This window comes from Acinetobacter sp. TW_SC_4, assembly GCF_054861205.1.
This window is the reverse complement of sequence record NZ_CM142174.1, coordinates 1,476,557-1,503,539: the sequence shown is the minus strand read 5'-3', so window position 1 is coordinate 1,503,539 and position 26,983 is coordinate 1,476,557. Positions and strand designations below refer to the sequence as shown.

At 38.2% G+C, this 26,983-nt stretch carries 25 protein-coding genes and 1 pseudogene; 6 read left to right on the top strand and 20 right to left on the bottom strand.

Annotated features, from left to right (window positions below; genetic code table 11):
- Positions 1-24 precede the first annotated feature (24 nt).
- The 8 genes and pseudogenes from ACWM1W_RS07240 to ACWM1W_RS07205 all read right to left on the bottom strand — a co-directional run bounded on the left by ACWM1W_RS07240 (position 25) and on the right by ACWM1W_RS07205 (position 7,958).
- Positions 25-1,488 (bottom strand): hypothetical protein, encoded by a 1,464-nt coding sequence (locus ACWM1W_RS07240; protein WP_375725418.1) that lies wholly within the window; start codon positions 1,486-1,488, stop codon positions 25-27.
- Positions 1,485-2,480, bottom strand: a complete 996-nt coding sequence (gene tssG / locus ACWM1W_RS07235) for a type VI secretion system baseplate subunit TssG (protein WP_375725417.1) — start codon at positions 2,478-2,480, stop codon at positions 1,485-1,487. Before tssG ends, ACWM1W_RS07240 begins: the two co-directional genes overlap by 4 nt.
- A complete protein-coding gene (tssF, locus tag ACWM1W_RS07230) occupies positions 2,444-4,252 on the bottom strand; it encodes a type VI secretion system baseplate subunit TssF (RefSeq protein WP_375725416.1) in 1,809 nt (602 codons plus the stop codon). The genes tssG and tssF overlap by 37 nt, the downstream gene beginning before the upstream one ends.
- A gap of 11 nt (positions 4,253-4,263) precedes the next feature.
- Positions 4,264-4,743 carry a type VI secretion system baseplate subunit TssE gene (gene tssE / locus ACWM1W_RS07225; RefSeq protein WP_375725415.1) on the bottom strand — a complete coding sequence of 160 codons (480 nt, stop codon included), beginning with the start codon at positions 4,741-4,743 and terminating at the stop codon, positions 4,264-4,266.
- A 75-nt stretch (positions 4,744-4,818) separates the two neighbouring features.
- Positions 4,819-5,322: an Hcp family type VI secretion system effector gene (locus ACWM1W_RS07220; RefSeq protein ID WP_004785894.1), complete on the bottom strand. Its 504-nt coding sequence runs from the start codon at positions 5,320-5,322 to the stop codon at positions 4,819-4,821.
- A gap of 54 nt (positions 5,323-5,376) precedes the next feature.
- Positions 5,377-6,788, bottom strand: a pseudogene (gene tssC / locus ACWM1W_RS07215) (type VI secretion system contractile sheath large subunit).
- Positions 6,781-7,284: a type VI secretion system contractile sheath small subunit gene (tssB, locus tag ACWM1W_RS07210; protein ID WP_313399504.1), complete on the bottom strand. Its 504-nt coding sequence runs from the start codon at positions 7,282-7,284 to the stop codon at positions 6,781-6,783. The pseudogene tssC and the gene tssB overlap by 8 nt, the downstream one beginning before the upstream one ends.
- Before the next feature lie 14 nt (positions 7,285-7,298).
- Positions 7,299-7,958 (bottom strand): hypothetical protein, encoded by a 660-nt coding sequence (locus ACWM1W_RS07205; protein WP_313399506.1) that lies wholly within the window; start codon positions 7,956-7,958, stop codon positions 7,299-7,301.
- Positions 7,959-8,310: 352 nt separating this feature from the next.
- On the opposite strand from ACWM1W_RS07205, the gene tssH reads away from it, so the two are divergent.
- The 5 genes from tssH (at position 8,311) to ACWM1W_RS07180 (ending at position 15,425) form a co-directional block, all read left to right on the top strand.
- Positions 8,311-10,962, top strand: coding sequence for a type VI secretion system ATPase TssH (gene tssH / locus ACWM1W_RS07200; protein ID WP_034171460.1), 2,652 nt, complete (start codon positions 8,311-8,313; stop codon positions 10,960-10,962).
- Positions 10,963-10,999: 37 nt separating this feature from the next.
- A complete protein-coding gene (gene tssA, locus ACWM1W_RS07195) occupies positions 11,000-12,121 on the top strand; it encodes a type VI secretion system protein TssA (RefSeq protein WP_034171461.1) in 1,122 nt (373 codons plus the stop codon).
- Between the two features lie 7 nt (positions 12,122-12,128).
- The gene (gene tssK, locus ACWM1W_RS07190) at positions 12,129-13,493 is read left to right on the top strand and encodes a type VI secretion system baseplate subunit TssK (protein WP_375725507.1); all 1,365 of its coding nucleotides are present in this window, start codon (positions 12,129-12,131) and stop codon (positions 13,491-13,493) included.
- An 8-nt stretch (positions 13,494-13,501) separates the two neighbouring features.
- Positions 13,502-14,314 (top strand): type IVB secretion system protein IcmH/DotU, encoded by an 813-nt coding sequence (gene icmH, locus ACWM1W_RS07185; protein ID WP_375725413.1) that lies wholly within the window; start codon positions 13,502-13,504, stop codon positions 14,312-14,314.
- Between the two features lie 184 nt (positions 14,315-14,498).
- Complete coding sequence (locus ACWM1W_RS07180) at positions 14,499-15,425, top strand: M15 family metallopeptidase (RefSeq protein ID WP_448765092.1); 927 nt, start codon at positions 14,499-14,501, stop codon at positions 15,423-15,425.
- Positions 15,426-15,488: 63 nt separating this feature from the next.
- Here the strand turns inward: ACWM1W_RS07180 and ACWM1W_RS07175 are convergent, their stop codons facing one another.
- A complete protein-coding gene (locus ACWM1W_RS07175; protein ID WP_375725411.1) occupies positions 15,489-16,256 on the bottom strand; it encodes an alpha/beta fold hydrolase in 768 nt (255 codons plus the stop codon).
- Between the two features lie 660 nt (positions 16,257-16,916).
- Between ACWM1W_RS07175 and ACWM1W_RS07170 the strand changes: the two genes are divergently transcribed.
- The gene (locus tag ACWM1W_RS07170) at positions 16,917-17,198 is read left to right on the top strand and encodes a type II toxin-antitoxin system RelB/DinJ family antitoxin (protein ID WP_375725410.1); all 282 of its coding nucleotides are present in this window, start codon (positions 16,917-16,919) and stop codon (positions 17,196-17,198) included.
- Between the two features lie 34 nt (positions 17,199-17,232).
- Here ACWM1W_RS07170 and ACWM1W_RS07165 read toward each other — a convergent pair whose 3' ends face one another.
- The 11 genes from ACWM1W_RS07165 to ACWM1W_RS07115 all read right to left on the bottom strand — a co-directional run bounded on the left by ACWM1W_RS07165 (position 17,233) and on the right by ACWM1W_RS07115 (position 26,967).
- The gene (locus ACWM1W_RS07165) at positions 17,233-17,601 is read right to left on the bottom strand and encodes a hypothetical protein (RefSeq protein WP_375725409.1); all 369 of its coding nucleotides are present in this window, start codon (positions 17,599-17,601) and stop codon (positions 17,233-17,235) included.
- A 15-nt stretch (positions 17,602-17,616) separates the two neighbouring features.
- Positions 17,617-17,982 (bottom strand): immunity protein Imm33 domain-containing protein, encoded by a 366-nt coding sequence (locus ACWM1W_RS07160; RefSeq protein WP_004785922.1) that lies wholly within the window; start codon positions 17,980-17,982, stop codon positions 17,617-17,619.
- 131 nt (positions 17,983-18,113) lie between these two features.
- Positions 18,114-18,716 (bottom strand): nitroreductase family protein, encoded by a 603-nt coding sequence (locus ACWM1W_RS07155; RefSeq protein WP_375725408.1) that lies wholly within the window; start codon positions 18,714-18,716, stop codon positions 18,114-18,116.
- A gap of 416 nt (positions 18,717-19,132) precedes the next feature.
- On the bottom strand, positions 19,133-19,624 hold the full coding sequence (locus ACWM1W_RS07150; protein ID WP_005235543.1) for a hypothetical protein: 492 nt from the start codon (positions 19,622-19,624) through the stop codon (positions 19,133-19,135).
- A gap of 748 nt (positions 19,625-20,372) precedes the next feature.
- On the bottom strand, positions 20,373-21,767 hold the full coding sequence (fumC, locus tag ACWM1W_RS07145) for a class II fumarate hydratase (RefSeq protein ID WP_375725407.1): 1,395 nt from the start codon (positions 21,765-21,767) through the stop codon (positions 20,373-20,375).
- 139 nt (positions 21,768-21,906) lie between these two features.
- Positions 21,907-22,917, bottom strand: coding sequence for an NAD-dependent epimerase/dehydratase family protein (locus tag ACWM1W_RS07140; RefSeq protein ID WP_375725406.1), 1,011 nt, complete (start codon positions 22,915-22,917; stop codon positions 21,907-21,909).
- A 235-nt stretch (positions 22,918-23,152) separates the two neighbouring features.
- Positions 23,153-23,431 carry a hypothetical protein gene (locus tag ACWM1W_RS07135; protein WP_179992528.1) on the bottom strand — a complete coding sequence of 93 codons (279 nt, stop codon included), beginning with the start codon at positions 23,429-23,431 and terminating at the stop codon, positions 23,153-23,155.
- A complete protein-coding gene (locus ACWM1W_RS07130) occupies positions 23,428-24,183 on the bottom strand; it encodes an NlpC/P60 family protein (protein WP_375725405.1) in 756 nt (251 codons plus the stop codon). The genes ACWM1W_RS07135 and ACWM1W_RS07130 overlap by 4 nt, the downstream gene beginning before the upstream one ends.
- 11 nt (positions 24,184-24,194) lie before the next feature.
- Positions 24,195-24,590 carry a hypothetical protein gene (locus ACWM1W_RS07125; protein WP_034171137.1) on the bottom strand — a complete coding sequence of 132 codons (396 nt, stop codon included), beginning with the start codon at positions 24,588-24,590 and terminating at the stop codon, positions 24,195-24,197.
- A 63-nt stretch (positions 24,591-24,653) separates the two neighbouring features.
- Positions 24,654-24,887, bottom strand: coding sequence for a hypothetical protein (locus tag ACWM1W_RS07120; RefSeq protein ID WP_375725506.1), 234 nt, complete (start codon positions 24,885-24,887; stop codon positions 24,654-24,656).
- Complete coding sequence (locus tag ACWM1W_RS07115) at positions 24,880-26,967, bottom strand: hypothetical protein (protein ID WP_375725404.1); 2,088 nt, start codon at positions 26,965-26,967, stop codon at positions 24,880-24,882. The genes ACWM1W_RS07120 and ACWM1W_RS07115 overlap by 8 nt, the downstream gene beginning before the upstream one ends.
- Positions 26,968-26,983 lie beyond the last annotated feature (16 nt).

Below are 26,983 nucleotides of genomic sequence, written 5' to 3'. Positions count from 1 at the left end.
TAATTATTCTATATTTTTAGTTATTTATGCGACTAAAGCTGTTGCTTCAATTTTTTCTAAATCTTTATTTTCACAACAAATATATATGTTTTCTTGTTCCAAGCTATAGGTTATCGTTATGATATTGTCCCGCATTTGTGTCACTAGCATCATCCCAAAAATATGTCCTAAACATTGCGTATTTCCTATAAAAGATTGAATATAAATAAAAAATTCTGGATGAACTCCAAACGGAATAAAAGTTTGCTGTAATTGATGAAGGTGTTTGGATTTTTTTGTTTCATCTAAGAGCAATACAAAGGCCTGTTCTTTTTCGATCTGGCCAGCTAAATCTAAATGCTGCTCAGTTAAATAATTTTTTAACTCTTTGATCTGAGTACTTATTTTTATTTTTTGTAATACAGGAACTACCTCAAGAACGACTTGTTCAGCAGTTAAGCACCAACTGGCTGCATATTCTGAAGCAATATATTGTTCATTTTGCCAAAGTTGTTCATCTAGCCAGTCCTGATCGATTTCAGAATCCACCATAATAATTAGGTTTGCTTGTTCAGGCTGCTGCGCGATCTCTTGTAAAAGTTCAATATAAGAAGCATAAGCCTTTGGTTGGCTGAAATAATAGAATTCAATATGCAGATGATCTGCCCGGAATGAGTAATCATCTTCTAACTGCTGTAAAAGTTGAGTTTGAAAAACCTGATCATCCCAAGTGTGAATCAGATTTTCTGCTAATAAGATATAAACATTGAGACGATTTAAACGTACTACAGTTTCTATCTCTTTCTGAGTAATCTCCTCTTCCTCTTCGACATTTTCAGGAAGATTTTCTGGATCCCATCCGCGATGCATACGGTATTGGTAGGCAAAGTCACTCTCATAAAAAAGTGCAGAACGTTTTAACTGCTGGGAAATCCCTTGCAAGCTATGTTCATGCTGTTGTAGTTGCTGCCAAATTAACTGCTGTATTCGCCGTTCACGTGTAGTCAAAATTAAAGATTGATCTTCATCATCATTTTGAGTTTTTTTCAGACACTGATCGAGTGCTGTAATACGATAAGATAAAAGTGGCAAGCCATAATTATTGCTCAGTTGGAAATCCAGATCAGGGCTTCTAAACTGCTGTATAAACTGTATGATTTCTTCATTTTCTCCAAAACAATGCCAAGCAGCGCTGGATAAAATGTTCAAAGTGTAATGCTGGGCTGTTTGCTTAGCTAAATTCACAGCTTGTTTTTCTTTTTGCTGTATTAAAATAAATAATTCCTGATCTTTTTGTTGCTGCAGTTTTTTGTTGCGGAAATATTGAATAGTTTTATAAATAAAATAAGGGCTTAGAATTAGTAGACAAAGTGAAATTGGTAACAAGATAAAAGACCAGATCAGATCCATTTGGGATGGATCATAGTGGCTATCTCGCCAGTAATAGATCACTAAAGTGCCAATTAAAATAGTAAGGACCAGAAAAGCAGAAATGATAAATTTGATCATGCCATGCTCCCCTTTAAGCAATAACACGTTTCATTATTATGTTCATCCTGTTTAGGCAGGATGAAGGCCCCTTGACCCAATGTCATTGAACTGTCTTTACCAAGCTCTATAGATAAAAGATCTTGTTTATCCAGAATCAGTCGAATATCGACTTGCATAGTCGGACTGCACCAAGTATTGATAATTTTTTGTAATTTAAGGCTGTATTTCCCTTGGGCTAAGAAATTTAGATAATCCTTCCGGCGTAAAGGACCAATTATAATTTCAATTTTTTCATCTATTTGAGTAATATTTTCACCACAAAAGCTATTTATGCCGAGTACAACTGGTCGAGCTTCACTCAAAGAACTTTTCTGCTGATCATCTAAATGGAATTGCTCTGGCATCAGCTGCTTGATTTCAAAATCAAATTGAAAAATACAGGACAGAATGGTTTTCAAAGCATATTCACTATTATTTTGTCCCTGCATCAAGCCTGCAAATTCAGCAAAATAATCATCTATGTATTGTTGGTCTTGTTGCCCTTCCACATAACCATTCAAGGCATGTAAAATTTTTAAGTAGTGATTATCCTGTTCAATTTCATACCGCACAGGCAGGTTGTAGTTCAGGCAGGCATCTATATATTGCACAGTGAGTTTATTATTAAACAGCCCTAAAAAATGCAGACTTTGTTCATGCTGTTGGCGTGCTGCATGTCTGACTTTATGGGTGTAGGTATAAGGTAATACCCCTTGAATCCCTGTCAGCCCCACCATCAGATTAGTGATTTGTACCCGTTCATCGTCGAGCTGAAGTGATTCAATTTCAGATACTGGAAAATTCAAATTCAATGAACTTAAGAAATAAAAAGTATTATTCCATTTTTGTTGATTTTGCTGCTGAGGATCATGTCGTAGTAACCGCGTTGCCTGAACCAGTTCAAATGCAGTCGGTCGCTGATAGAGCTGATCAATTACAGAAGTCTCTTGCCACCAACGTTCTGCACGCATTGGTATAACTCCTGTTTTGATTCTGAGTCCAGCACAGTCATCTCCACATAACTATTCATCTGAACTTTTAAATTAAAAATATGATTTAGAATCTGGGCAAAAATATAAATACTTGTACCCCGAAAAACTTGGGTATCTAGCTGGATCTCGACTTTAACCCCTCGAACAAACAGTGGAAATGGATGATGATCAATCAGCTTTTGTCCCAAGGAAAACTCAATCGCCTGAATTGAATTAATAATGTGCTGATTTTCTTTCGTTTGTGGTAAGTTATAAAGCTCAAACAGCTCTTTCATATGACTAACTGAATCCCCTTTCATCAGAGACAAATTATTCAAAGACAGATGAGAAATGATTCGCCATTGTTCTAGCTGTTTTTGCTGAAAACGATAAGGTAAGTTCGGCCGTTTTAATAATTTACCTTTCCGTACCAGATGATTTTCATTGAGAGATAAACTGTTTTGATCCTGATGATAACTTTGATAAGGCAGATCCCTATTAGTACATAGTAAACGTACACTAATAAAATCAGAAGTCGTCGTTCCCGGTTTTAAATTCTTGGAAATAATCGAGTATTTAAAATCAATACTGTTATTTTTATTCGCTGCTGGTAAAAGCTGATAGAAAAACTGTTGGTTCTCCTGATGAGAATGACTCATGGCAAAAAATGGCAATACTTTATAAATCAGTTGATTCTTGTCACTCTTTTCTCTTAAGAGATTCATCTCAGTAATGCCGTAAACCTGAAAATATTCAGGATGATGAGCATCACTGATTAAAGGATATTCGAGTTGTTGATGATCAATTTTTTGAGGTTCAGCCTGTTTTTCAAACAAATTGACGATTGGTGTGCTAAACAGCTTGAAGTTTGCACTATTTAACTCTGCATAATTTCGGATGACCGCTTGATCATTCAGGTCTACCTTAAAATGAATCTGCAATTCGAAATCTGTAATATCTTCCATCACAGATTTTAAAAAATTTAAATTGAGATTTAAAAAATTAAATTTTTCTGGAAAACAGAAATATTCAGTCAACAGACGATAAGCTTGATGTGTATGTTGATCAATCGGAAGAATACTTTCCTCCTCAGTAAAACCCATCACTTCAAATGGACGAGCAATATCAACTTCGTGATTCTGATATTTTAAAGAAAAATGGGTGTCAGACTTAAAAATCGTATCGAGAACCTGTAAGGGAAAATTAGAAATCGCATCCAGATATAAAGACAATTTTTGTCGGGCTAATAGTTCAAGTTGCTGATTAAATATTTCAAATTTTATAATAAGTGTGGCATTACGATTCAAATAAATATAGGCAGAAGGATGCGTTTTAAAGCTCACTTCTTTCAACTGAATTGGTAATAAAGTGACATCATTCACGGTACGGTATTCACACTGGACACCACGAATACTGCGCGCCTTTAAGACTGTATTTTTCGGAATTATATAGTCTTCTTTTAAGTTCTTTGTCTTATTGCTATCTTCGAAGCTGACGAGTGAACAGGCAGGAAAAGTTTTTAGATATTGTGGAAACATCACCTCAAAAATTGAGCGTGTAAAGATTTCATAACTGTCATTCAGCTTTTTATCAATACGTGCGGAAATCAGCGAAAATGCCTGTATCAGCCGTTCAATATGTGGATCATCAATATGTTCTTGATTTAAAGATAAGCGTTGCGCAATTTTAGGATATTTAGTAGCAAACTCTCGTGATTGCTGGCTAAACTCCTGTAACTGCTTTTCATAATATGGTAGTAAATCTTCAATCACATGCAGCCTGCTTATTTCTGAGCCAAGATAACGTATTGCTGTGTTGTTGGTTTAAGTAATGCATCAAACATCACCACCTCATATAAAGGTGAAATATTTAAGTAGGCTGAAATACTTAAATACAGGCTACTCATGTTGTTTTCATTAATGAGCATCTCTACTTTTACCTGTTTTAAACGCGGTTCATGTGCACTGATAGACTGCTCAATTGAACGGCAAATTTTGTCACGATCTGTAGGATTCGCAGTCGACAAGCCAACAAAATCAATAATTCCAAATTGCAGAATTGAATTTTTTATCCCAGGATAATGCTCTTCCGTTTGGTTCAGGCGAGTCATCCGATTATTTAAAAGGTCTTCGAGATCATGGGCAATGGATTGTCTTAATTCTTGTATAGACAAACCTTGTCCATTGTATTGATCATCTACAGGTAATAAACGTTCGAATAACGTACTTCTAAATCCATAAGGATAAAGTTGATCCAGATTCATATTCTTTTCATTAGATATTTTCTAAAAGAGAAAGATAAAGGCTAGGGATATCAGCCTTTATCCAGGCTATGTAAATTAAGCTGCGTAAGAAGCAGTATTATTTGATAATGACCATTTCTTGGTAACTGCACCTTTTTGCGAACCGTTAATATCCTGCTGATTATAAGTCCACTCAACTGCAGCATATTTCAAACCAAATGTTTCAGTTGGAACGCCTTCCTGATTCACATTTGGTGTCACTTGAGAAACCAAGACATGCTTGAGTTTGATCTGCAAATACTTGATACGTTTGTCACCGTTGGCACGATAAAAATCAATTTGTACTTCATCAAAGGTATACCCTGCAGAGCAAGCCTCCCAAAGCTTTGGACTCGTTGCATCCAGATCCTTTACAAAGACCATATCAGAATGCTCAACTCGTTCTGCAGTATGGCCGCCCACACTTGAAGAGGTCGCGGATTTAGGCTGACGGATATGGTGTGCCCATGAATTTACTTCTAACCAGCTTTTATGTTCAGAATCGCGTGATTCGCCATCGACTTTATATTTGCCACGAAATTGGACATAAATGTCTTTCATTTTAATAATTATCCTATTGTTATAAATACTTGTAGTTCTTTAATCGCAGTAGTCCTATTGACTTGACTGCGGCAGTTCAGTGACCAGCCTGAGTGATACAGAGGGCTCATCTAACTGAAAATGTGGTCTTAAAAAAACCACAGACTTGTAGTGACCAGGTTCAGCTGGATTTTCTACAACTTTGATCGAAGCTTCGCGAAGCGGATATTGAGCTTTTGCTTCTTGTGAAGCACCGTCGTCTAGTAAAATGTACTGAGACAGCCAGTCATTAAGAAAGGCTTCAACATTTCCAGCCGAGGCAAAACTGCCCACTTTATCCCGCATCATGGCTTTTAAATAATGAGCGATACGTGAAACTGCCATAATGTATTGAATTTGACCTGATAATGCAGAATTGGCATTAGCAATATCATTGTCATATTTTTTGGCTTTTTGCACAGACTGTGCACCAAAGAACGCAGCATAGTTCGTATTTTTGCAATGGACTAAAGGAATAAAACCAAGATCACTCAGCTCTTTTTCACGCCGATCGGTAATGGCAATTTCTGTTGGACATTTAAAAATCACTTCACCATCATTGGTCTTGAAGCTATGTACTGGAAGGCCCTCAACCAGACCACCACCTTCCACACCACGAATGGCTGCACACCAGTCATGCAGATCAAAGGCATTGGTCAAACGGGTGCCAAACGCATAAGCTGCATTCATCCAGAGGTATTCATTATGATGTTCACCAGAAACTTCCTCGATATAATTGAAGCCCTCAGTCACTGTACCTTCACGTGGATGATAAGGTAAGCGTCCCAGTACTCGAGGAATAGTCAGTGCCACATAGCGAGCATCTTCGCTTTCACGGAAAGAACGCCACTGTACATACTCTGCTGTTTCAAAAATTTTAGAAACATCACGTGGACGATCAATATCAGTAAATGATTCTAGTCCAAACATTGATGGGCTTGCAGCAGAAATAAATGGCGCATGTGCTGCCGCAGCGACATGAGAAATCTGTTCCAGAAGGTACGTATCTTCAGGTGTGCGGTCAAATTCATAGTCACCAATCAGCGTTGCATAAGGTGCACCACCGAATGAACCATATTCTTCTTCATAGATTTTCTTGAATAACGTACTTTGATTAAAGAATGTGCTGGTGTTTCCTGGCAGAAATAATATAAACCACGCCAAGTAGACTCAACTTTTTGAAAAGCTTCATGATGCATAATCTTGCTAAGCTGACTTGAAATCATGGCATCAATTTCAGCAATACGCTTATCAAGTGCCAGCGTCATATTCTCAGAAACAGTAATGGTCCCTGCCATAACCTCTTTAGCAAGTTCACCAATCAAACTTTTAGCACGATCATGTTCTTTTTCAGTACGAGCAATACGGCTACGCTCGACAATTGAATCCAAAAGTGAATGTTCTTCAAGTGCAGTATCTATGGCAGTTGCAGCATTATAATTATTCATCACCAGCCTCCACACTGATCTTTTGTACTTGATCCGTGTTTTTCAGCACTTCATCCAATAAATCTTCCAGACGTTCACTATTGGAAATTTTATTACGCAGATCAGTCAAACGTCCACGTGCTTCAACCAGCTTACGTAACGGTTCCACCTGTTGCACAATTTGCTCTGGGCGAAAATCATTCATCCCATTGAATACCAGGTCAATCGCCATAGTGCCGCCGGCTTGGGTTAAAGTATTTTCAACCTGAAAATTTGCTCGCGGAGCAAGTGATTCCATCACTTCATCAATATTTTCTAAATCGACATTGATAAATTTTTTATCTTTTAATTTGGTTCTTTCCAGCTCAGAGGAAGCAGAAAAATCGCCTAAAACACCTACAACAAATGGTAGTTCCTTGATTTCCTTTCCATCACCTACTTCCACATCATAGGTTAGCTGCACACGTGGTGGTCGGATCCGCTGTAATTTTTTCTGTACGCTTTCACGTTTGGCCATTGTGTGTTTCCTTATTAATTATTCTTTAATGAACCAAATGGATTAGAACTGGCTGTATTGGTGCGAGTACTGATATTTTCAGTCTTTTTAATAGAGGCAGATTTGACTACATTTTTTGTTTTAGTGCTGGACGTAGTAGATCGCTTCATACTTACAGCAGTCTGTTTCTTGATATTCTTAATATTTGAAGCAGTATATGATTTAGGCTCAACCGATGCTGGTACAGGTTTTGCAAACTGAATATTCTCAGCCAACAGTTTAGCTTGAGGATAGGTCGTTTCATTTAAGGCACGAACTTCTGTACTACGCATTTGTTGCAAAGCATTCGATGAAATAGCGACTCCTGCCATAAAACCCAAGTCTGTTAAAGTCTGGTTATGCTGTTGTTGACGATGCAATTGATCAATCAAATTGAGTGCTTTGAGATGAGAACCTAACTCCACATAACGTTTAGCAATTTGTGTATTTAGTTCATGTTGTAAAGAAATATTTTTCTTCGCCGATTTATCACAAAGCTGTTGATATAAGCCAATTAATGTTGGGTCTGTTTCACCCGCGGCATAAGGATTGGCCTTAATACATGATTTTTTTAATTCAGCAGCATGTACTTGTGGAAGGTAAAGACAGGCTGTACCAAATATAAATAATGATATGAAACTTATATACTTTTTCAAAATGAGCCTCAGTTGTTTTTGTTTGTTGTTATATTTTTTAATGTCTAAATATTATTTTTATTTGACAATCGTTTGGCGGATTTAACATAAAACATTAAGGAGAAGTCAAGCTAAAAGAGATTAACGGACTTAGTGACAAAAAATTTTAAGAATTGACAAAATTCTGATGAAAGATACAGACTTTTATTTTTATTTGAGTAAAATGAGCCAAAATTGTTCGGTCAATTTTCATAAAAAGTATAAATATGGGCCGGATAAAAATAGAGAAATATTCATTTTAATAAATATAAAAAAACACAGCTATCCATTTAAAAATTATAAAGTTGTGTATGCTAACAATAATGAGAAACTCATGAATAATTTAAAAATTTTGATTTTGAAACTTTCTGAACATGCACGCCTATGTCTTGAGAAATCTGCCAATACCTGTATCCATCAAAAAAATTATGAAATTGAGATCGAGCATTTTTTTCTAGAATTACTCCAGCATCCAGAATTGAATGATTTAAAAATATTATTAGCAAAACATTGTATGGATAAAGACCATCTGATTAATCAGCTTGAACGAAGTATCCAGCAGCTTAGCAAGGGAAATTCCCGTACCCCTATTTTTGCCAAATCAATTATTCAACTCTTGGAACAGGCCTGGTTGCTGGCATCCGCAGATCAAAACCCAGTGATTCGTAGTGGCCACTTGTTAGTCGCTTTACTGATTTCGCCAGAGCTTTATCAAATTGCTCTTCGGGCATCTTCACTGTTTTCACATTTTCCAGTGGGCAGTATGAAGCATCAATTTCTGGAACAATGCCAGAAAAGTATTGAACAACTTAAAGTGCCTCAACCCTCTATTCCTTCTCCAGATTTATCTAATGTTCCCAAAAAGACACCCGCACTTGACCAATACACGATTAATCTGACTGAAAAGGCTCGTCGTGGTGATATTGATCCGGTGATTGGGCGTGAATTTGAAATCAGGTTAATGCTGGATATTCTATTGCGCCGCCGTCAGAACAACCCTATTCTCACTGGTGAACCAGGCGTAGGAAAAACTGCTGTAGTTGAAGGTTTAGCATTGAAAATTGTAAATGGCCAAGTTCCGGATGCCCTTAAAACAGTTGAGTTGCACGTATTGGATATGGGTTTATTACAGGCAGGTGCCAGTGTCAAAGGTGAATTTGAAAATCGCCTCAAGCAGGTCATTGCAGAAGTACAATCCTCTACCCAACCTTTTATTCTTTTTATTGATGAAGCACATACGCTGATTGGTGCTGGTGGTCAAGCTGGCCAGAATGATGCGGCAAATCTATTAAAACCGGCGCTAGCACGTGGTGAATTAAGAACTATTGCAGCGACGACTTGGGCTGAATATAAACATTATTTTGAAAAAGATGCTGCACTGAGCCGCCGCTTTCAGGTAATCAAAATTGAAGAACCAACTGAGCAGGTCGCCATCGATATGCTTCGTGCTATGGTTCCTGTGATGAGCCAGCATTTTCAAATCCAGATTGATGATGAAGCCATTCGTACCGCTGTGCATGCATCACATCGTTATATCAGTGGCCGTCAGTTACCGGACAAAGCAATTAGTGTATTAGATACTGCGGCTGCACGGGTGGCCTTGAGCCAAAATGCTCAACCAGCCAAATTAGATCAGTTACAGGCTCAACTGCATAATCTCAAGCTAGAATATCACCTTCTTGATCAAGAACAGACAACTTCATCTCGAACCGATCGGTTACAAGAGTTGTCAGATATGATTCATTCCATTGAAAAAGAGATTAACCAGACTCATGATCAATGGCAACAAGAGCTGCAGCTTATTCATGAGATTCATGGCTTAACTAAATCTGAAGCATCGATTGATCAATACCAGATTCATCAATTACGTCAAACATTAGCTAAGATTCAGGCGCAAAGTCCGTTGGTTTATGAACGTGTAGATGCCGACATTATTAATGAGATTATCTCGGACTGGACTGGAATTCCAGTCGGTAAAATGATGAGTGATGATATTTCGCAGATTCTTGATCTAAAAAACAAACTCTCACAGCGAGTCATGGGTCAGGATTATGCTTTAGAACAACTGGTTCAAGGCATTAAAACGTCAAAGGCTGGATTGGAAGATCCAAATAAACCTCAAGGAGTATTTTTACTCACCGGTCCAAGTGGAGTTGGAAAAACCGAAACAGCCCTTACTCTTGCTCAGGAACTCTATGGTGGTGAATCGCATCTAATCACGATTAATATGTCCGAGTATCAAGAGGCACATACAATTTCTTCTTTGAAAGGTGCACCCCCGGGCTATGTTGGGTATGGTCAAGGTGGTGTATTAACAGAAGCCGTTCGCCGCAATCCTTATAGTGTGGTACTTCTGGATGAAATCGAAAAAGCCCACCCAGATGTACAAGAATTATTTTATCAGGTCTTCGATAAAGGTGTGCTCGAAGACAGCGAAGGTCGCCTGATTAACTTTAAAAATACCACCATATTGCTGACTTCGAATGTCGGTTCACATGTCATTATGCAAGCCTGTATAAATCAAGAAGTTGATCAATGGCCAGATGCAGATACATTAATTGAGCAGCTAAAACCGAGTCTTTATAAACAGTTTAAACCAGCATTTTTAGGACGCATGCGAATTGTTCCTTATTATCCGCTTTCAGATGAACTGTTAATCCAGATAATTCAGCATAAATTAGGGAGAATTACCAAGAGGATTCAGCAGCAGTATGTGACTCAAGTGAGCTATAGCGATGAGGTACTAGAATTATTACTCAGTCGATGTACAGAAATAGATAGTGGTGCACGAAATATTGATCACATTTTAAATGCATCCATATTGCCAGATCTGGCGACAAAATTACTGGTGGCTATGAGTGAAAACCAACTGCCAAAACTGATTCATATCGATGTTCAGAAAGATACTTTCTATTATCATCTGGATACAGAATTATCAGTGCTTAAAAAAAGGCATTCCAAGAAAAATAAGACAAATGTTGCTTAAACAGCAAAGATTAAAATAAGAATAATTAGGATTCATAATGACATTGAAATTTGAATATTTATTTGAAGAAATTTCTATAGAGCATCCTTGCGGTATAGATTGCTCATTTTCGAACGAATTTCTAAGTATTAAAAGTGCCAGAATGCAGGATGATCCTTTACTGGATCAGGGAGAATGGGTTGCCGAACCCAAGCAAGCAGATTGGGCTTTAGTAGAAATAAAGTCGATAGAACTACTGACCGAAAAAACCAAAGATATCCGTTTATATACCTGGCTGATTGAAGCTTGGAGTCATCTATATGGTTTTGAAGGTGTTGCCTGTGGTTTGGAACTTTGTCATCGTAGCTTGGAGCAATACTGGTTGCAACTGCATCCTAAAATTGAAGAGAATGATCTGGATCAACGCTTGGGATTATTGGAAGGTTTTATTAATCAACTTCCGAGATTAATTAAACAGGTTCCTCTTATTCAGCAATCTCCTTTTTATAGTCTGAAAGACTATGACAATTTTCTATATTTACAGAATCAAAAACGTAAACAACAAGTAGATGATTTGGAAGCACAAGAAGGCTCCGAGCAAAAGTTAGAGCATTTTGAGCAGTTATTGCTTAATATTCCTAAAGAAGTTCAACAGCAAAATTATCAGTATATATTAGATATTCAACATCAATGGCAACAGTTCAAGTCTGCGCTTGATGAACTTCTTGGAATAGATGGGCCAAGTTTTGCTGCAGCTGATGCTCAATTAGAATCTATTTTTGCCAATACTCAGCGGATATATAAAAAAGACATAAGTTCAGCGAAATCTGCATCTCCGGCTCCAGACGATCATCAACTGGCTCAGATACTTGCTCAAAATGAAATAAACCTTTCTTCAGGTCAGGTGCTGCCAACTTTCCAGCAATCTGTTCAATTCCATAATCAAAATCATATTTTTAATCGTGAACAGGCTATCCAGATTCTGAAAGAAATTGCCGATTATTTTCAGATGAATGAGCCACATAGCCCGGTAAGCTATATGCTGCAAAAGACTATTACATGGAGCCAAATGCCTTTACATGAGTGGTTAGCCAAAGTGATTAAAAATGAAAATCCTTTAGAACATCTACATGAATTATTAGGCATCCCTGCCCAAAATGAATCAAGCTGCGAGTGGTGAAATCTCAATGTTTAAAGCAGAAAAAATACTTTGGGGTGAAGGTCTGTTTTTAAGACCTCAACATTTTCAATTACAGGATGCCTATCACGAACAGCGACTGAATCACACCATTCGTGCGACCCTCCCTTTTGCTCATGGCATTCAGTCGATTGAGTTTGATGAAGCTCAACTTGGAATGCAAATTCTGGCATTAAATAAAGTTGAAATGATCTGGCAAGATGGGGAAATTTATCAGGCACCTGCAAAGGATTTATTACCTGAACCGGTTCAGCTAGATACCCTAAATTTACAAAGTGAAATGCAAATTTATTTGGCCTTACCGATGGTACAGCCAAATAAACAGAATGTCAGTCATGTTGATCAAGCCCGACCTAGCCGTTATCATTCCCATTTAAGTTCAACTCATGACTTATTTACCGATGCAAGTACTGCGCAGATTACATTATTGCGCCGTCGTGCTGAATTAAAAATATTTGAAGTTAGCCAAGAACCTCAGCATCAGATGGATGGGTATCTATATCTTCCAGTAGGTCGAATTAAACGGCAAAGTTCGGGGAATTTTATTTTTGATCATAAATTTATTCCACCAATTTTACATATACAGGCCAATGTAAATCTTTTGGTTAATTTACAACGCACCTTGAATATCATTCAGGCAAAGATTAAGACCATCCAGAGTAATAATCGGGAAAATGAACAGAAACTGATTGAATTCCGCTCTGGGGATATTGTGTCTTTCTGGCTGGTCAATGCCTTAAATACTGCATATGCGAGCCTAAACCATATTTTGCAGTATCCGATTATTCATCCTGAACGTCTCTATAGTGAACTATTACGCCTAACTGGCTCATTGCTAACTTTTTCGACTGCTTATGATGTCGATCAACTGCCTAAATATCAGCACTATCATCTATACGAAAGCTACAATCAGTTAGACATTATTTTAAGAAATCTACTGGATATCATTATCTCGAATCGTTATATCAGCATCTCCTTAAAAGAAACCCGACCATCCTATTGGCTTGGCAGTCTGGAAACCGACAAGATTACCCGAGATACGCGTCTATATCTGGCTGTTTCAAGCAGTGCGATGCCTGTCCAAGATTTAATTGCTTATGTGCCGATCCGTTTTAAAGTTGGCAGTACAGTTGATGTTGAACAGCGAGTCATTGCAGCCCTCCCTGCCATTCCAATTCAACATTTAATTCAGGTACCAACAGCGATCCCGGTTCGTTCTGGAGTCAGCTATTTCGAAATTGAACCGAATAACGATTTGTATCAACGCATGTTCGATTCAGAATCGATTTGTATTTATATCCCGAATGGATTTCAGGATATCAGGATTGAACTTGTTGCAGTCATGAAAGGATAAGTATCATTATGAATATAATTACAAATTCTGCACCATCACTATTTGATGATGGCCAGATCGGATCTGGACAGATTTTTACTCAAATGACTGATCAGAAATCTCATATGACGACCAATCTGATTGATCTTCTTTATGACGGATTTTATATTGTCTTTTTGCTAAAAAATCATTATATCCCTTCGCACCCAGCATCGTTTCGTGAAAAGATTCTGGAAATGCTAAACTATTTTGAGCATCAAGCACGTAAACAGCAATTTTCTTTTGAAGACATTCAGGATGCTAAATATGCTTATTGTGCTTTATTAGATGAAACCATTGTCACGCAGCAGGATGCCCGTTTCTTTGATCTGCAAAATTACTGGATGATGGATCCCTTACAATTAAATTTATTTGGTTCTCAACTTGCAGGTTATCGTTTCTTTGAGCATCTAGAGGAAATACTTTATAAAGATAATGAACGTTTAGCGGTACTGGAAGTCTATCACTACTGCCTGTTATTAGGTTTTCATGGAAAATATCGGCTTGAGTCTGTGCATAGTTTGAATCAGCTGATTACCCAAGTGAGTGAACAGATTGATTACCTAAAAGGTAAGAAAACGCCGTTTTCCCCTTTTGCAGCACTACCTGACAAGATCAAACATATTATTCATCGTGAATTACCATTTTTATGGATTTTGGTATTTTTGCTTTTGTTCACTCTAATGAGTTTCGCGGGTCTAAAATATATGCTCTCGAGTGAAACTACAGAAATTTTTACTCAATATCAGAATGTGATGAGTGCACTAGCGGAACAGGCCTACATTACGATTCATTTACCTTAATGAAGCCTATAATAAATGATCCATAAAAAGTAATAAAAAAATAATGACTTAAAATAAAAATGAAGATAAAACAAAGCAGCTTATATCAAATAATGTGCCATTTCTTCCTGGAAAAAAATGCTTTAATTTATGAATATTTTAATATCAGGCTGATATTAAACTGCTCGAATGGGATGACCGCTAGATGATTTTTATCATTATTAGCAGCTTTATTCTTCTCAGCTGTATTTTGGTTTTGATGCAATTCTATGAGCTTAGGCAGCATATACAGAACTCTTTAATTGCATGGCTGCCACAAACTAAAAAACAGTTCATCACAATTAAGCAATTTATACATCAATTTAAACTGGCTGGATCTCCAGACTATCTACAATCACATTGGTATTTACAACAATGGTGGATCTTGATTGCCGGGTCTATATTGTTTATCAGTATCCTGATTTTTTCTTTGACTCGACCTGTTTCTGCCAGTATGTCTGAGGCACGTTATTTACAAAAAGTCGACCCGCAAATATATGCACTTTTGGAAGGTCAGATTTTGACTCCACCTGAAGAAGTTGATAAAGCTCTTATTCTTAAAGCTTTGCAGGAAGATCAATATGCCCATCAACCGGTAATTTCAGCGCAACGATTTAATTCCAATATTCAGGATATACATTTAAACCACTATCAAAATCTGAATCAAGCTGATCGCAAATGGCATAAGATGAATCCGCGTTTTAAGCAGCGTTTATTGATGGTATTTAAAATCATGCAGGAACAGCATGGTTATGAACTGGTATTGCTTGAAGGCTATCGGAGTCCTGAAAGACAGAATTCGCTGGCAGTGAATAGTAATATTACTCGTGCCAAAGGCTTTCAGAGTTATCATCAGTTTGGTTTGGCTGCAGATATTGCTTTTAAGCGTCATGGCAAAGTGGTGATTAGTGAACGTGATCCATGGGCTATGCGCGGTTATCAACTGTATGGACAAATCGCAGAGTCAGTTGGACTCACTTGGGGGGGACGATGGAAAACCATTCAGGATTATGGGCATACGGAATATCGTATGCCTGGTCTGAAGAAAACTCCTGAAATGGCTTATCAATTAATAAATGAAAGTCAGCTGTAAACTCATGCAATAACATCCCAGCCATAAGAATGAGCAGAAGATACATCTGCTCATTTCTATTATTTATTTTTCATCAATAAAATTCTGCATATGCTGCAAAACATCCGCCGTCTTTTCACCATGTAGCCAGTGCCCTGCATTTTCAATCACTTCAATCTGTGCATGAATAAACTGCTGATTGATGGCTTCAAAATGTTCAGGTTTAGAGATATACGATGAATTTCCACCTCTTAAGAATAATGCTAGAAGTTCATTTTTTTCTATCTTCTCCCAAGCAGTAATATCTTCATAATGACCATACAGTGCTTGCACATTAAACAACCACCGCCCTTTATTGAATGATTTTAAAAGAAACTGGAGGACTATTTCCTCTTGGATATATTCACGCATAATTTTTGCTGCTTCATTCCGTGAAGCAACTTGCGCCTGCTGGACTGCAAACAAGGCTTTAAATATTTCAGAATGATGGTTTTCTTGATATTGAATTGGCGTGATATCTAATACAACCAGTTTTTCAATCTGATCAGACGCCAGGTCTGCCAGCTTCATGGCAATTTTTCCACCCATCGAATGCCCGACTGCAATAAATTTTTTAATATTTAAACTGGCTAACGTTTCTAAAATATCTTCGGCCATGACTTGATAATTCACTTCATTAGAATGGTCAGATAAACCATGATTTCTGACATCAATTTGAACCGTAGTTGTTTGCTCTGAAAAATGTCGGGCTAACATACCTAAATTACTTAAACTACCAAATAAACCGTGAATAAATACCATTGGTGCTAAAGTTGATGTTTCATGGGTTTGTATTTGATAATTCAGGATCATTTGAGAATTCCGTGATTTCCTATGTTAGGTGTTAATAGTGGAGTTATATTGGAAGTTAATCAATTGCCAATGACATAATTTAAAATTTTGCTTAGGCTATTTTGACCAGATCTGCTTATAATTGAGCGTCACATCAGCTCATTAATAAAAGAAAATATTTTAAAAATTTTTCAGGAGGTATCTGAGCTTTAGAGTTTATTTGAGTATTAAGTTTTAGTTATGGGATATGGAATTTTGTGAGAATTAATATAAAGTAGAGATTTGCTTAGGCTATTTTAGCATGCAATGATTTTAGCACCCTTCGTTTGAGTAAAAAAAGAAACACATAAATATTTAATATTTCTTAATAAATTTCAAAAGTAGCTGATATATCCCCGGTAAAATTTGTATATAAATAGATTTTTATAAAGTTTATTTAATGAGTAATTTAAAAAGCACTGAAATCCTTATGCTACGTATCAGAGTATTTATGCATTTTATAAGCAAGCTGAAAGTCGAAAAAAGGGGCTAATTTTTTGGCCCTACCCTTTTTTATCCGTCTATACCTTTATCAAGATCAACATTCCTAAATAAGATATGAAGATTTAATTTCATTAGCTTCTATATGCTTCATATCTGATAGTTTAAAGTAGTGTATAAAATGTATTCTAAGGCTATCTTATGAACAATTTAGTTAAAAAAAGCGTTGAATTCTTGGTGGATCAAGACGTTGTTGAGTCAGCAGAATGCGTGATCACAGAAGCCGGATTAACTCCAGCAGAATTAATTACGATAGTTTATGGTGAAATTGTTCGAACAGGTCAAATACCTATTATTCTTCAAGTAGGAACTAAGGATTTCAATATAGCTCGATTAACAGCAGCGAGTTCCTCTATTCCAACTGTCAAAGTTTCCACTCCAGAACAGAAGGATGCATTTTTAAATGATGATGGTGGCTATTAAACCTCAAGACAATGCTCTTGCTTTTATGGATTAATTACACTTCCCTACTTTTACAAAATATTGCGGTGGTCATACCTGAATTATTCATACTTTGTGCTTGTCGATCCAAAAAGTTTTTAGCAATCATCGCCATTGTGGGCGCCATATTGAGCTCTTGATTTTCTTCAGAGACTTTTTGAATCTCTTCATAAGCCGTTAAACGCTGACAGAATGCCTGACGTTGACTTTGTGCATCAGCATTCTGATCTGGCTCATCTAAAATATGTTTGGTTTCATTGACTTTTTTTGTTTGCGCAGCAATAAACTGATCATAATCCACTTGTGAAAGCTTTTCGGCAAAAGCCATATTGTTCAATTGCATGCAAATAAAGAAAGTACATATTAAAGATGAGAATTTGATCATTTCGAAGGTCTTCTTTTAGTTTTCTTCTTTCCAGACATCTTCATAATCATCTGCATCAATCATGAAGCGGTAGCCCTGCTCTAAAGCCAGGTAAGGTAAAACTTCAGGGGCGATATCCTGTAACTCACGCACAGTCATGGTTTCAAAAGCATCTTCATTTGAAGCCAGTTCACCACCATAAATATACCAGCTAATATTTTCGTCTGTTTCAGGCTTTCTACGGATTCCGACAATTGGATCCTGCTTCAATGTATGTACAGCCACTGCAACGACATCATCACCACTTACTTCTACATAGGCAGAACCGACCTCTTCACACAGCAATTTCTGCTCTACAATCAGTTCCTGTAATGGTGATAACTTCTGCGTGTTTTTCGACATTCGGTTTGACTCATTAAATTCTTTAAATACCGCTTTAGTTTAGCCTAGTTTTAAAAAATCTAATGCGTATTTTTATAAACAACCTGGAGATCTGTCCTTAAAAAGGATTAAAGACAGATCGGAAATTAAACTTATTGGAAAACTTTGAAGCGTTGATCATCTTCCAGATAATCTTTCGCACGCGCTTCGCCTTCAACTGAACCAAATACCAGTTGAGCACGAAGTTTCCAGTTTTCTGGAATATCCCACTCTGCATGAACCTGCTCATCTACAATCGGATTATAGTGTTGTAAAGATGCACCCAGGCCTTCAGTATGCAATGCTGTCCAGGTAGAGAACTGAGCAATAGCAGTTGAATGTTCTGCCCAGATTGGGAAATTCTCGGCATAAGATGGGAATTGCTCTTGCAAGCCTTTTACTACATTTTGATCTTCAAAGAATAAAACTGTACCCGTACCTGCAGCAAAGGTTGCCATTTTTGCAGTCGTTTTTGCAGCACTTTCTTCATCTTTGGCATAGCTTTTTAATTTATCAGCGACAATGCCCCAGAATTTTTCATGTTCGCCATTGAATAAAATAACGGCGCGAGATGATTGTGAGTTAAAAGATGACGGACTTTGCTTGATCGCATTTTGAATCAAATCAGTTAAATATTCAGGAGACTGTTCTACATTTTTACCAATGGCATAAATAGTACGGCGTTTTGTAATTAAATCTAAAAACTGATTCGACATTCGGTTAAATCCTTGGATATATCTTCGGGAAAACTGGAACCTTCACTTATTTTTATGAAGGAATTCTAATGAATAAGAATTCTGTGATTCATTTATTGATTAGTACTGATAGCTTAAAAAAATATGACTGGAATAGCTATATTCTTAAAGTAATATCTTTATATATTCTTTTGATAAAGCATAGTTTTTTAATTTATTTTTTTATCAAACGATAAAATAAATGCTCTTTTCTGAGTCACTTTCTGTTTTAAAATAAGTCACCATGTTTAATCATGTAGCAGAAAGTTGTTTTGATGATAAATATAGAAATTTGCTTAGGCTATTTATTGTAAGGGAAATGTCAATCCTAAGAAATCGCTATATAAAATCATCCCCCAATTTGGAGGATGAAATTGAATAAATCAGCTTAAATTTACTTAGAATTTGGCATTAAGCACTTGAGCAGAGACTTTATTTTTCCAAAGATCACGTAAGGTTGGTAAATAGAATTTTTCACCTAGTTCTACCAGTTCAGCATCAATCAAGCCATGCACATCATGCATAAATAGGTAATCCAGATCCACACTAGAAAGCTTAAGATGTTTCTTCTGATATTCTCTGCGTTTTTGCTGTGCCTCTTTCACCAACTGATCTGCAAATGTCTTATCTTTATACTGGGTGATCGCATTTAAACGCAATTCAATAATGCCCCACCCTGTTAATAACATCTGAAACGTTTCAAAGTCCTGAGTGGTTGATTCCCACGTCATTTCATCAAGATTTTCATTTTCCGGGAGAACAGGTAAAAGAAGTTCCATTACGCTTGGAAAAATCTTTTTAAAATTCAGAATAAATTTAACAGGATGCTCACCTGGATAATCCTTAAATTGAACCTTTTTTTGAACATCTGTTAAATAAATATCAAGCATTAAATTTTCCTTAAACAACCTGCTATTTTATGGATGTTTATTCATAAGTCATAGAAACTCATGCTGAATAAACGACAAAACAGCAGTAAAAACGAACTGCATTTTAGCAGCTATATACGCTTATTCAATGTTAATTCGGTATGAGAAGTCATGAGGATAGGCTTTAGCACTAAAAAAACTTCAATAGTTATCTCTAAACGTCCTTCTAATACGATTTCACCCGTAATTTTAAATTCTTTCTTTTATTTACTCATGAATCTATAAACTTAAGAACTCCTGATGAGGAGAATAAAAAAGCCCACTCATAGAGCAGGCTTAATAAACAATGATAATTTGAATGAGTCTATCTCACCAGTTTTGTCGGTTCCCATACATTCGATACACTGTCTAACGTCCACAGCGTTATAGCCGGTACTGCTACAGCTGCTACACTTCTTTTTTGTATAATCTGGATATAGATCCTCATCTGGATAGGGCTCTTCCAGATCAAAATCATCATCAAAGTCAGTCATCACCCTTACCTCATTTTTCTAGTTATCAGGGAATTTCTATTAGTAATCCTTCGTTGTATATCTGTCAAAACCTGAACGATAGATGGTTCATAGCATTTAATAAACAAGCTCAATTGAATAAGAATTTTCTGGCAAAAACATGTGCTTGTTATTTTATTAAAATTTGTATGAATAATCCTTAGATATAATAGAGCCCACATTTAGAGGGCTTTATTATTTAACCATAATTAGAAGACTTATTTTACGTTTGGAGCCACCATATTCTCAGGACGCACCACTTGATCAAACTGTTCTGCAGTCACCAATCCGAGTTCGACTGCGACCTGTTTTAAGGTTTTACCTTCTTTATAGGCGGTCTTGGCCACTTTAGCTGCATTCTCATAACCAATGACTGGATTTAATGCAGTGACCAGCATTAATGAATCATGCAGGAAGTGTTCAATCTTGTCACGGTTAGGTTCGATTCCGACTGCACAGTTATTGTTAAAGCTGTTACATGCATCGCCAAGCAGTTGGATTGACTGCAACAGGTTATAAGCAATCACTGGCATAAAGACATTCAGCTCAAAATTCCCTGATGCACCGGCCACATTAATTGTCGTGTCATTTCCTAAGACTTGGGCAACTACCATGGTCATGGCTTCACTTTGAGTTGGGTTCACCTTACCCGGCATGATACTTGAACCCGGTTCATTTTCAGGAATACGTAATTCACCAAAACCACAACGTGGTCCACTTGCCAACCAGCGAATATCATTAGCAATTTTATTCAGGCTAACCGCTAAAGTCTTTAAAGCACCTGAAGTAAAAACTGCTGCATCACGGCCGGCTAAAGCTTCGAACTTATTAGGAGCGGTGACAAAAGGAAAACCCGTTAATTCAGCTAGAGTATCGGCGGCTTTAACGGCGTAATCTGGATGGGCATTGAGGCCTGTACCGACGGCGGTTCCACCCAGTGGCAATTCATATAATCCTTGCAAAGCTTGATACAGACGAATCAAGGCATGATCCAGTTGAGAGACATATCCACTGAATTCCTGACCTAAAGTTAAAGGTGTGGCATCTTGAAGATGGGTACGACCAATTTTTACAATCTCGGCAAATTCTTGAGATTTAGCATGCAAGGTATCACGTAAACGTGTCACTGCCGGAATTAACAGTTCGTTGATCTGTAAGCTAGCTGCCACATGAATCGCGGTCGGAAAAGAATCATTGGTCGATTGAGCGCGGTTGACATGATCATTTGGATGCACAGGCTTTTGTGCACCTAAAGGATTGCCCAGTTTCTGGTTAGCAATATTGGCAATCACTTCATTACAGTTCATGTTACTTTGCGTGCCCGAACCGGTTTGCCATACGACTAAGGGGAACTGGCTATCCCATTGACCGCTAATCACTTCATCCGCAGCACCGATGATATAGGTCGATAACTCATGAGGAATCTGGTTTAACTCGGCATTGGTGATTGCAGCTGCTTTCTTGACCAAGCCCATGGCACGAATCATGGCGCGCGGCAGATGCTCATTGCCAATTTTGAAGTTCTGTAGACTACGCTGAGTTTGTGCGCCCCAAAGTGCTTCACTCGGTACAGCGACTTCTCCCATCGTGTCATGTTCAATACGTGTTTGCATGCTCAACCTCAATTGTTATTCCATGTTTTACTCATTTAGACAGCAGCTTCAATACTGTACTTCATTCATTCATCTTAATGAGTTTGATTAATTTTGCAAATGATAATTATTATCAATAATTAGCTTATAGGATTCTAAATCACTGCCCTCTTAACGTGTTCTGATAGAACAGCCATTCATCCTCTAACATTTTCCTCAAGGTATAACGTGGTTGCCAATGTAACAATTGTTGGGCCTTATCTGTATTAGCGCCTAGCTGATCCATTTCGGCATGTGGATATGGCAAAGCATCTACTGTAGGAACAGCGGATTGAGTGACTTCTGCAACCTGATCCAGCAAAGTCTGCATTGAGATTAGCTCTCCAGCAATATTAAAGGCTTCGCAAGTCCATTGTTGCTGTTGCGAGAGCCAATGTAGTGATTTGAATACCGCATCACAGACATCCATTACATGTAGAAAGCTGCGTTCTACCGTATAGTCCTCGGTCTTTGCCTGACGGCGCAATTCCAAATATTCACGCTGCTTCGCACCCACCTGCATAGCCAGAGGCACAATATTCTTTGGTAAAGGCGGCACCCATTCACCTAAAATGCCATTTTCAAAAGCGCCCGCGACATTGGAAAGACGTAACATCGCAATACGCCATTCATTGTCCGTCTTAGCAGTATCCCGGATGATTTCTTCCACCATCTGTTGGGATTTAATATAAGGGTTTGGGTAAGTGTAATTGAAAGCCTGATCTTCTTTTAAATCCGTTCCAGAATGCCCATATATAGTCAATGAAGACAAATGCACAAGATTGCGCACTCCGGTACGTTGCATGGCACGCATCAGGCTCATGATACAGCTGACATTATCATTATAATATTCAAGTGGTTTTAAAACTGATTCTTCTAATGATTTAAAGCTTGCAGTATGAATGACAGCCTGCACGGAATTCTGTTCAAAAACTTTATTTAATGCTGGAGTGTTGCGGATATCAATTTTGACAAAAGGCACATAGCGATTGGAAATAAATTCAAGGCGTTCTAGGGTCTGCAGACTGGCATTGGCCAGATTATCAACCACAATGACCTCTAGCCCTTGTGCCATCAGACTTAAAGCAATATGTGAGCCTAAAAAGCCTAAACCACCCGTCACTAAAATCATTGTTTATTAACTCCGCTTTAGAATCAGCATCTTAAATTGATATGGTGTTTATTTGGTGCTTTCTCCAACTTATCCACAGGATCAAAAACGCAAAAACCGACCCAAAATTTCTTCTGAGCCGGCTAATCTGCTCAATAAGTATATTTTATTTTACAGGTCGAACAAAAGTTGATTGTTATGTAATGTATGGAATTCATGACAATGAATTAAGCCCTCACTTCGAGGGCTTACTTAATCAAACGATAGCTTTTTTAAGTAGATTAAATGCAGCTTTAGCCGCATTAATAAATCGGATGATAATCGGTATCCAGTAATCAAGGTTTGTGAATATTTCTACAATTTCCTTCTTCGCATACCCAATTACCCAGTTCCGTTTTTCTTCACCAGATAAAGTGCTGTTTTTCAGCTTTTCAGCAGCATCCATATACTTTGCGATCTGGCTTAAAATTGGGCCGCCTGATTCAGCTACTTCTAATGTTGATTTTGATACTTGTTCAATTGTTAATGCTGTCATGCTTCAGTCACTCCTGTAGCAGTTACGCCAGACATAACTGGAAGGTTATAACGGTGATCGGCTGGCCGATTAGTCATGCCATACCAACGGAACTCCTGAAATTCAGACTCAGCATATAAGGCATAACACACCATATTTGACTGATTACCACCCAAGCAAACCAGCTTACCTGTTTTACTATCACGACCCACTACAAAGCAGACATGACCACCACCCTTACGTGATTTAATAGCTACACTACCATAAGCTGGCTTAGATAACTTTGCACCGTAATTCACATAATCTAATGCCCGGTACCAATGCTTCGGATATTTCACACCGGCTACTTTTAAGCAGTGAGCAATAAAGGTTCCACACCAGGCTGTTTCATCCTCTGACCACCATGCGCCAAGTGATTTAAGCCACTTCAGGATAGTTGGATTATGCTTAGTCTTACTGGTGTCCTCACGTAGTCCAATATGCTTTTTAGCTTCAATCATCCATGCCAGATCATTGGTTGGCTGTTGTACTGTTAAAAGGCTATTTACCCCAGATAGGCTTGGCTCATGTAGTTCTGGCTGAGCTTTTTTGCGTCCTACATATGTAGCCAAGAATACCAATACAATAGACACAATGCTTTGATACGGTTCAGGCAAGACATTGGCGTTATAGACTTCCTGCAAAACTAAATGTACACAGGATAAAAAAAGCGCCATATAGGCGCCATATTTTACTGAGTCAAACTTCCAAACACTTTCTTTAATTAATTTCATCTTATCTCTCTTCACTGTTTGTTTTTTTGTTGATCAATCTGGTTCCGCATTGCTGCCAGGTCTGTATCCATGCGGATCTGCTTTGATTCGATAATGGCTAATTTTTGATTTAGTCCTGCATTTTCTTTAGCAAGTGCTGTGCTCCCTTGAACTATCCATGAACCAAAGGCAATGAGTAGCCCAATAGCAGTTCCACCTAGGGCTTTCGCAAAGGTGAGCCCTCCTTTAGCCTGGTTCATATCCGCCTGAAGCAGATCAATATCCCGTCGGTTTGCCACAGCTTGTGACTGGTAATATTCATTCCGTTCAGTTAAGCGAATGACGTTGTTGTTTAATTCACCCATTTCCAAGCGCAGTTGATCTAATTTTTTCTCAACTCGCACCCCATACGTTTCACTGTCAGGCATACGCCCCCCTATTTTTTTGGCAATAAAAAAGCACCTAAAAAAGGTGCTGTCATTTGGTTAAGTTTAGACTTCTATTTCTGAATGATGGCCAGTAGGTGCTGGTCTTAGGATCACCTGGTTTGAGATGAATACCCGGGCACCTAAATTGTAGGCTGTGCCGGATGTGCAAAGCACCGGACCAGATCCACCATCAATCTGTACCCGATACTCTGGATGTTTCACTGATGTAATGGTGCCAATATATTCTGCATGGGTCGGATTCAAGAGCTTTCGCAATTCAAATAATGGATTACTCACGGCTGATACGCTCCACTGTAATTGTTTCATTGACCTTTTCATGTGAGAAGCTACCTGAAACTGAATCGATCACACCCCACCACTGACCATTAAAAGCAATGGTTTTACCAGGTAGCATCTCACCAATTTCCTGACTGACCGGAATATCAGAGAATGTGTGCAGTTCTTGAATATTGGCTTTCACTAATGCATTCTTGCCGTAACTAGCACCTGACACCACATTGAATAGTGGACCAGTGACTGACTCAAGCGGCACATCACCTGAGGTACCCCGTTGCTGTACTTTCAGGCTCTCACCACTTCGACTATTTACTACAGTGATGGCATTGAAGTCAGCAATGTATTCATCGTTCTTTTTGATGTTCTGCTGCATGACTAGGCTTTCAGACAATAGAATATCGTAATCATCCACGGTCATCGTATCCCAATAGCCTTTCTGGTACCGGGGTAAAATAGTCAATGTGTTGCCCGCTTTCTGGCTATAGATAAAACCGCCGCCTGCATCAACGACCTGCTTTATTGCATCAATTGGCGCAAGTTCTGCATAACTCAGGCTTTCAGTTGGTACGATCCAGCCTAACTCATCAATCAGTTTCCAATCCAAGACTGTGCCGGCATTAGCCCGGTCTAGTTCAGCTTGCACCAGCTGTACAGAGGTTCGCTCATTGTCCTGAATAAATGAGCGTGAAGGTGAGTACTTGTCTGAGTTCAAGGCTGTGACACTTCGACCTGGGTAAGTGTAGAGAACACTGGCAAAGCGCCGAGTTTCTTCTGGATCCTCAAGCAAAATATGATGCTCAAAACCATTAATTATAACTTTTAGAATCACCGGCTGGTCATTGATAGGTTGCAGCTTGTCTTTTTCAGTATGTGCCACGGTAATTGAGTAGGTCCAGCACCACTGTGATCGGCTGGTACTGTAAGTCCCATCAATCACCTTGATCTTCTCGCCGGTATCCAGTCGCTCGGCTGTTAATGTATTCACGATATACCACCAGTTTCTGTTCGGCAGTGCTGGAATACAGTCATCTGCACCAAAATTTAAAACAACATTGTGTGAGTCATTCTCATGACAGAGACAGATAAAGTTTAAATCTGTACTACCCTGATATGGCTGAGGTTCAGGCTTTGGCCAAGGCAAAACCGGATGCTTGCGATAATGAATCGCTTTGGCTTTATCCCATGGCAAATCTGACTTGGTAATAATCTCAAGACCTTTATCCCACTCAAATGAAAAGCGGTGCTCAAAGGCCTGAGCCACTTCATGTGAATAAGTAAAGGTCTTGCGCCGGCGGATCATTTCTTGCCAAACGGTTTCCCGGTTATGGCGCAACTTGACCGTTTCTTCATGCAAGTAACGCTGATGAATAAAGCGTTTATCACCCTCTTCCCAAATCACATATGCATCTGAACTTAAACCGGTTGCTTGCTCATGAAAGGATCTAATCGCCCGGGTTAATGATCCGGCCTGCTCATGCCAGAAATCCACTTGATTGGAAATCACCAAGCCCTGCTCATAAAAAAGAGCCTCATTTGAGACTCTCAAAATAGGCTTTGCCCATGGTATTTCTGTAGCGCTCAAGGCCGTGATGGCTTTCTGATAGCGCATATCAAAGCCGTAAGACACTCCGACAATATGATTAATATCAAACAGAGCTTTAACTTCAAATTGAACTTCAGTATCCAAAACCATATCAATCGTGCACAGGTTTTCACTAAATACCGCTTCGACTTCAAAACTAAAACTGGTGTCTAAGACAGTATCGATCTGCCCGACAACATCAATATTGTCTTTAAAGACTGCGACAACTTCAAAGCTAAACTCAGTATCAAGTATCGTGTCGATGACTGCAGTATTTACACCACTATCAGCATAAATTGCAGTGACTTCAAATGAGAATTCAGCATCGAGTAATGTATCGATTACAGCTGTAACATCATCGCCAAAATTAAGATTAGTTGAGCCATCAGCAAGATGCTCAAAATTCAGGATGATATTGTGGCTATCGCTATTATCAGGCTTAAAATTTAAGTTTAAGTTGTGAGCATCAACGGTGCCGAGCTTATTTTTAAAATCCACATGAGCACCCTTTTAA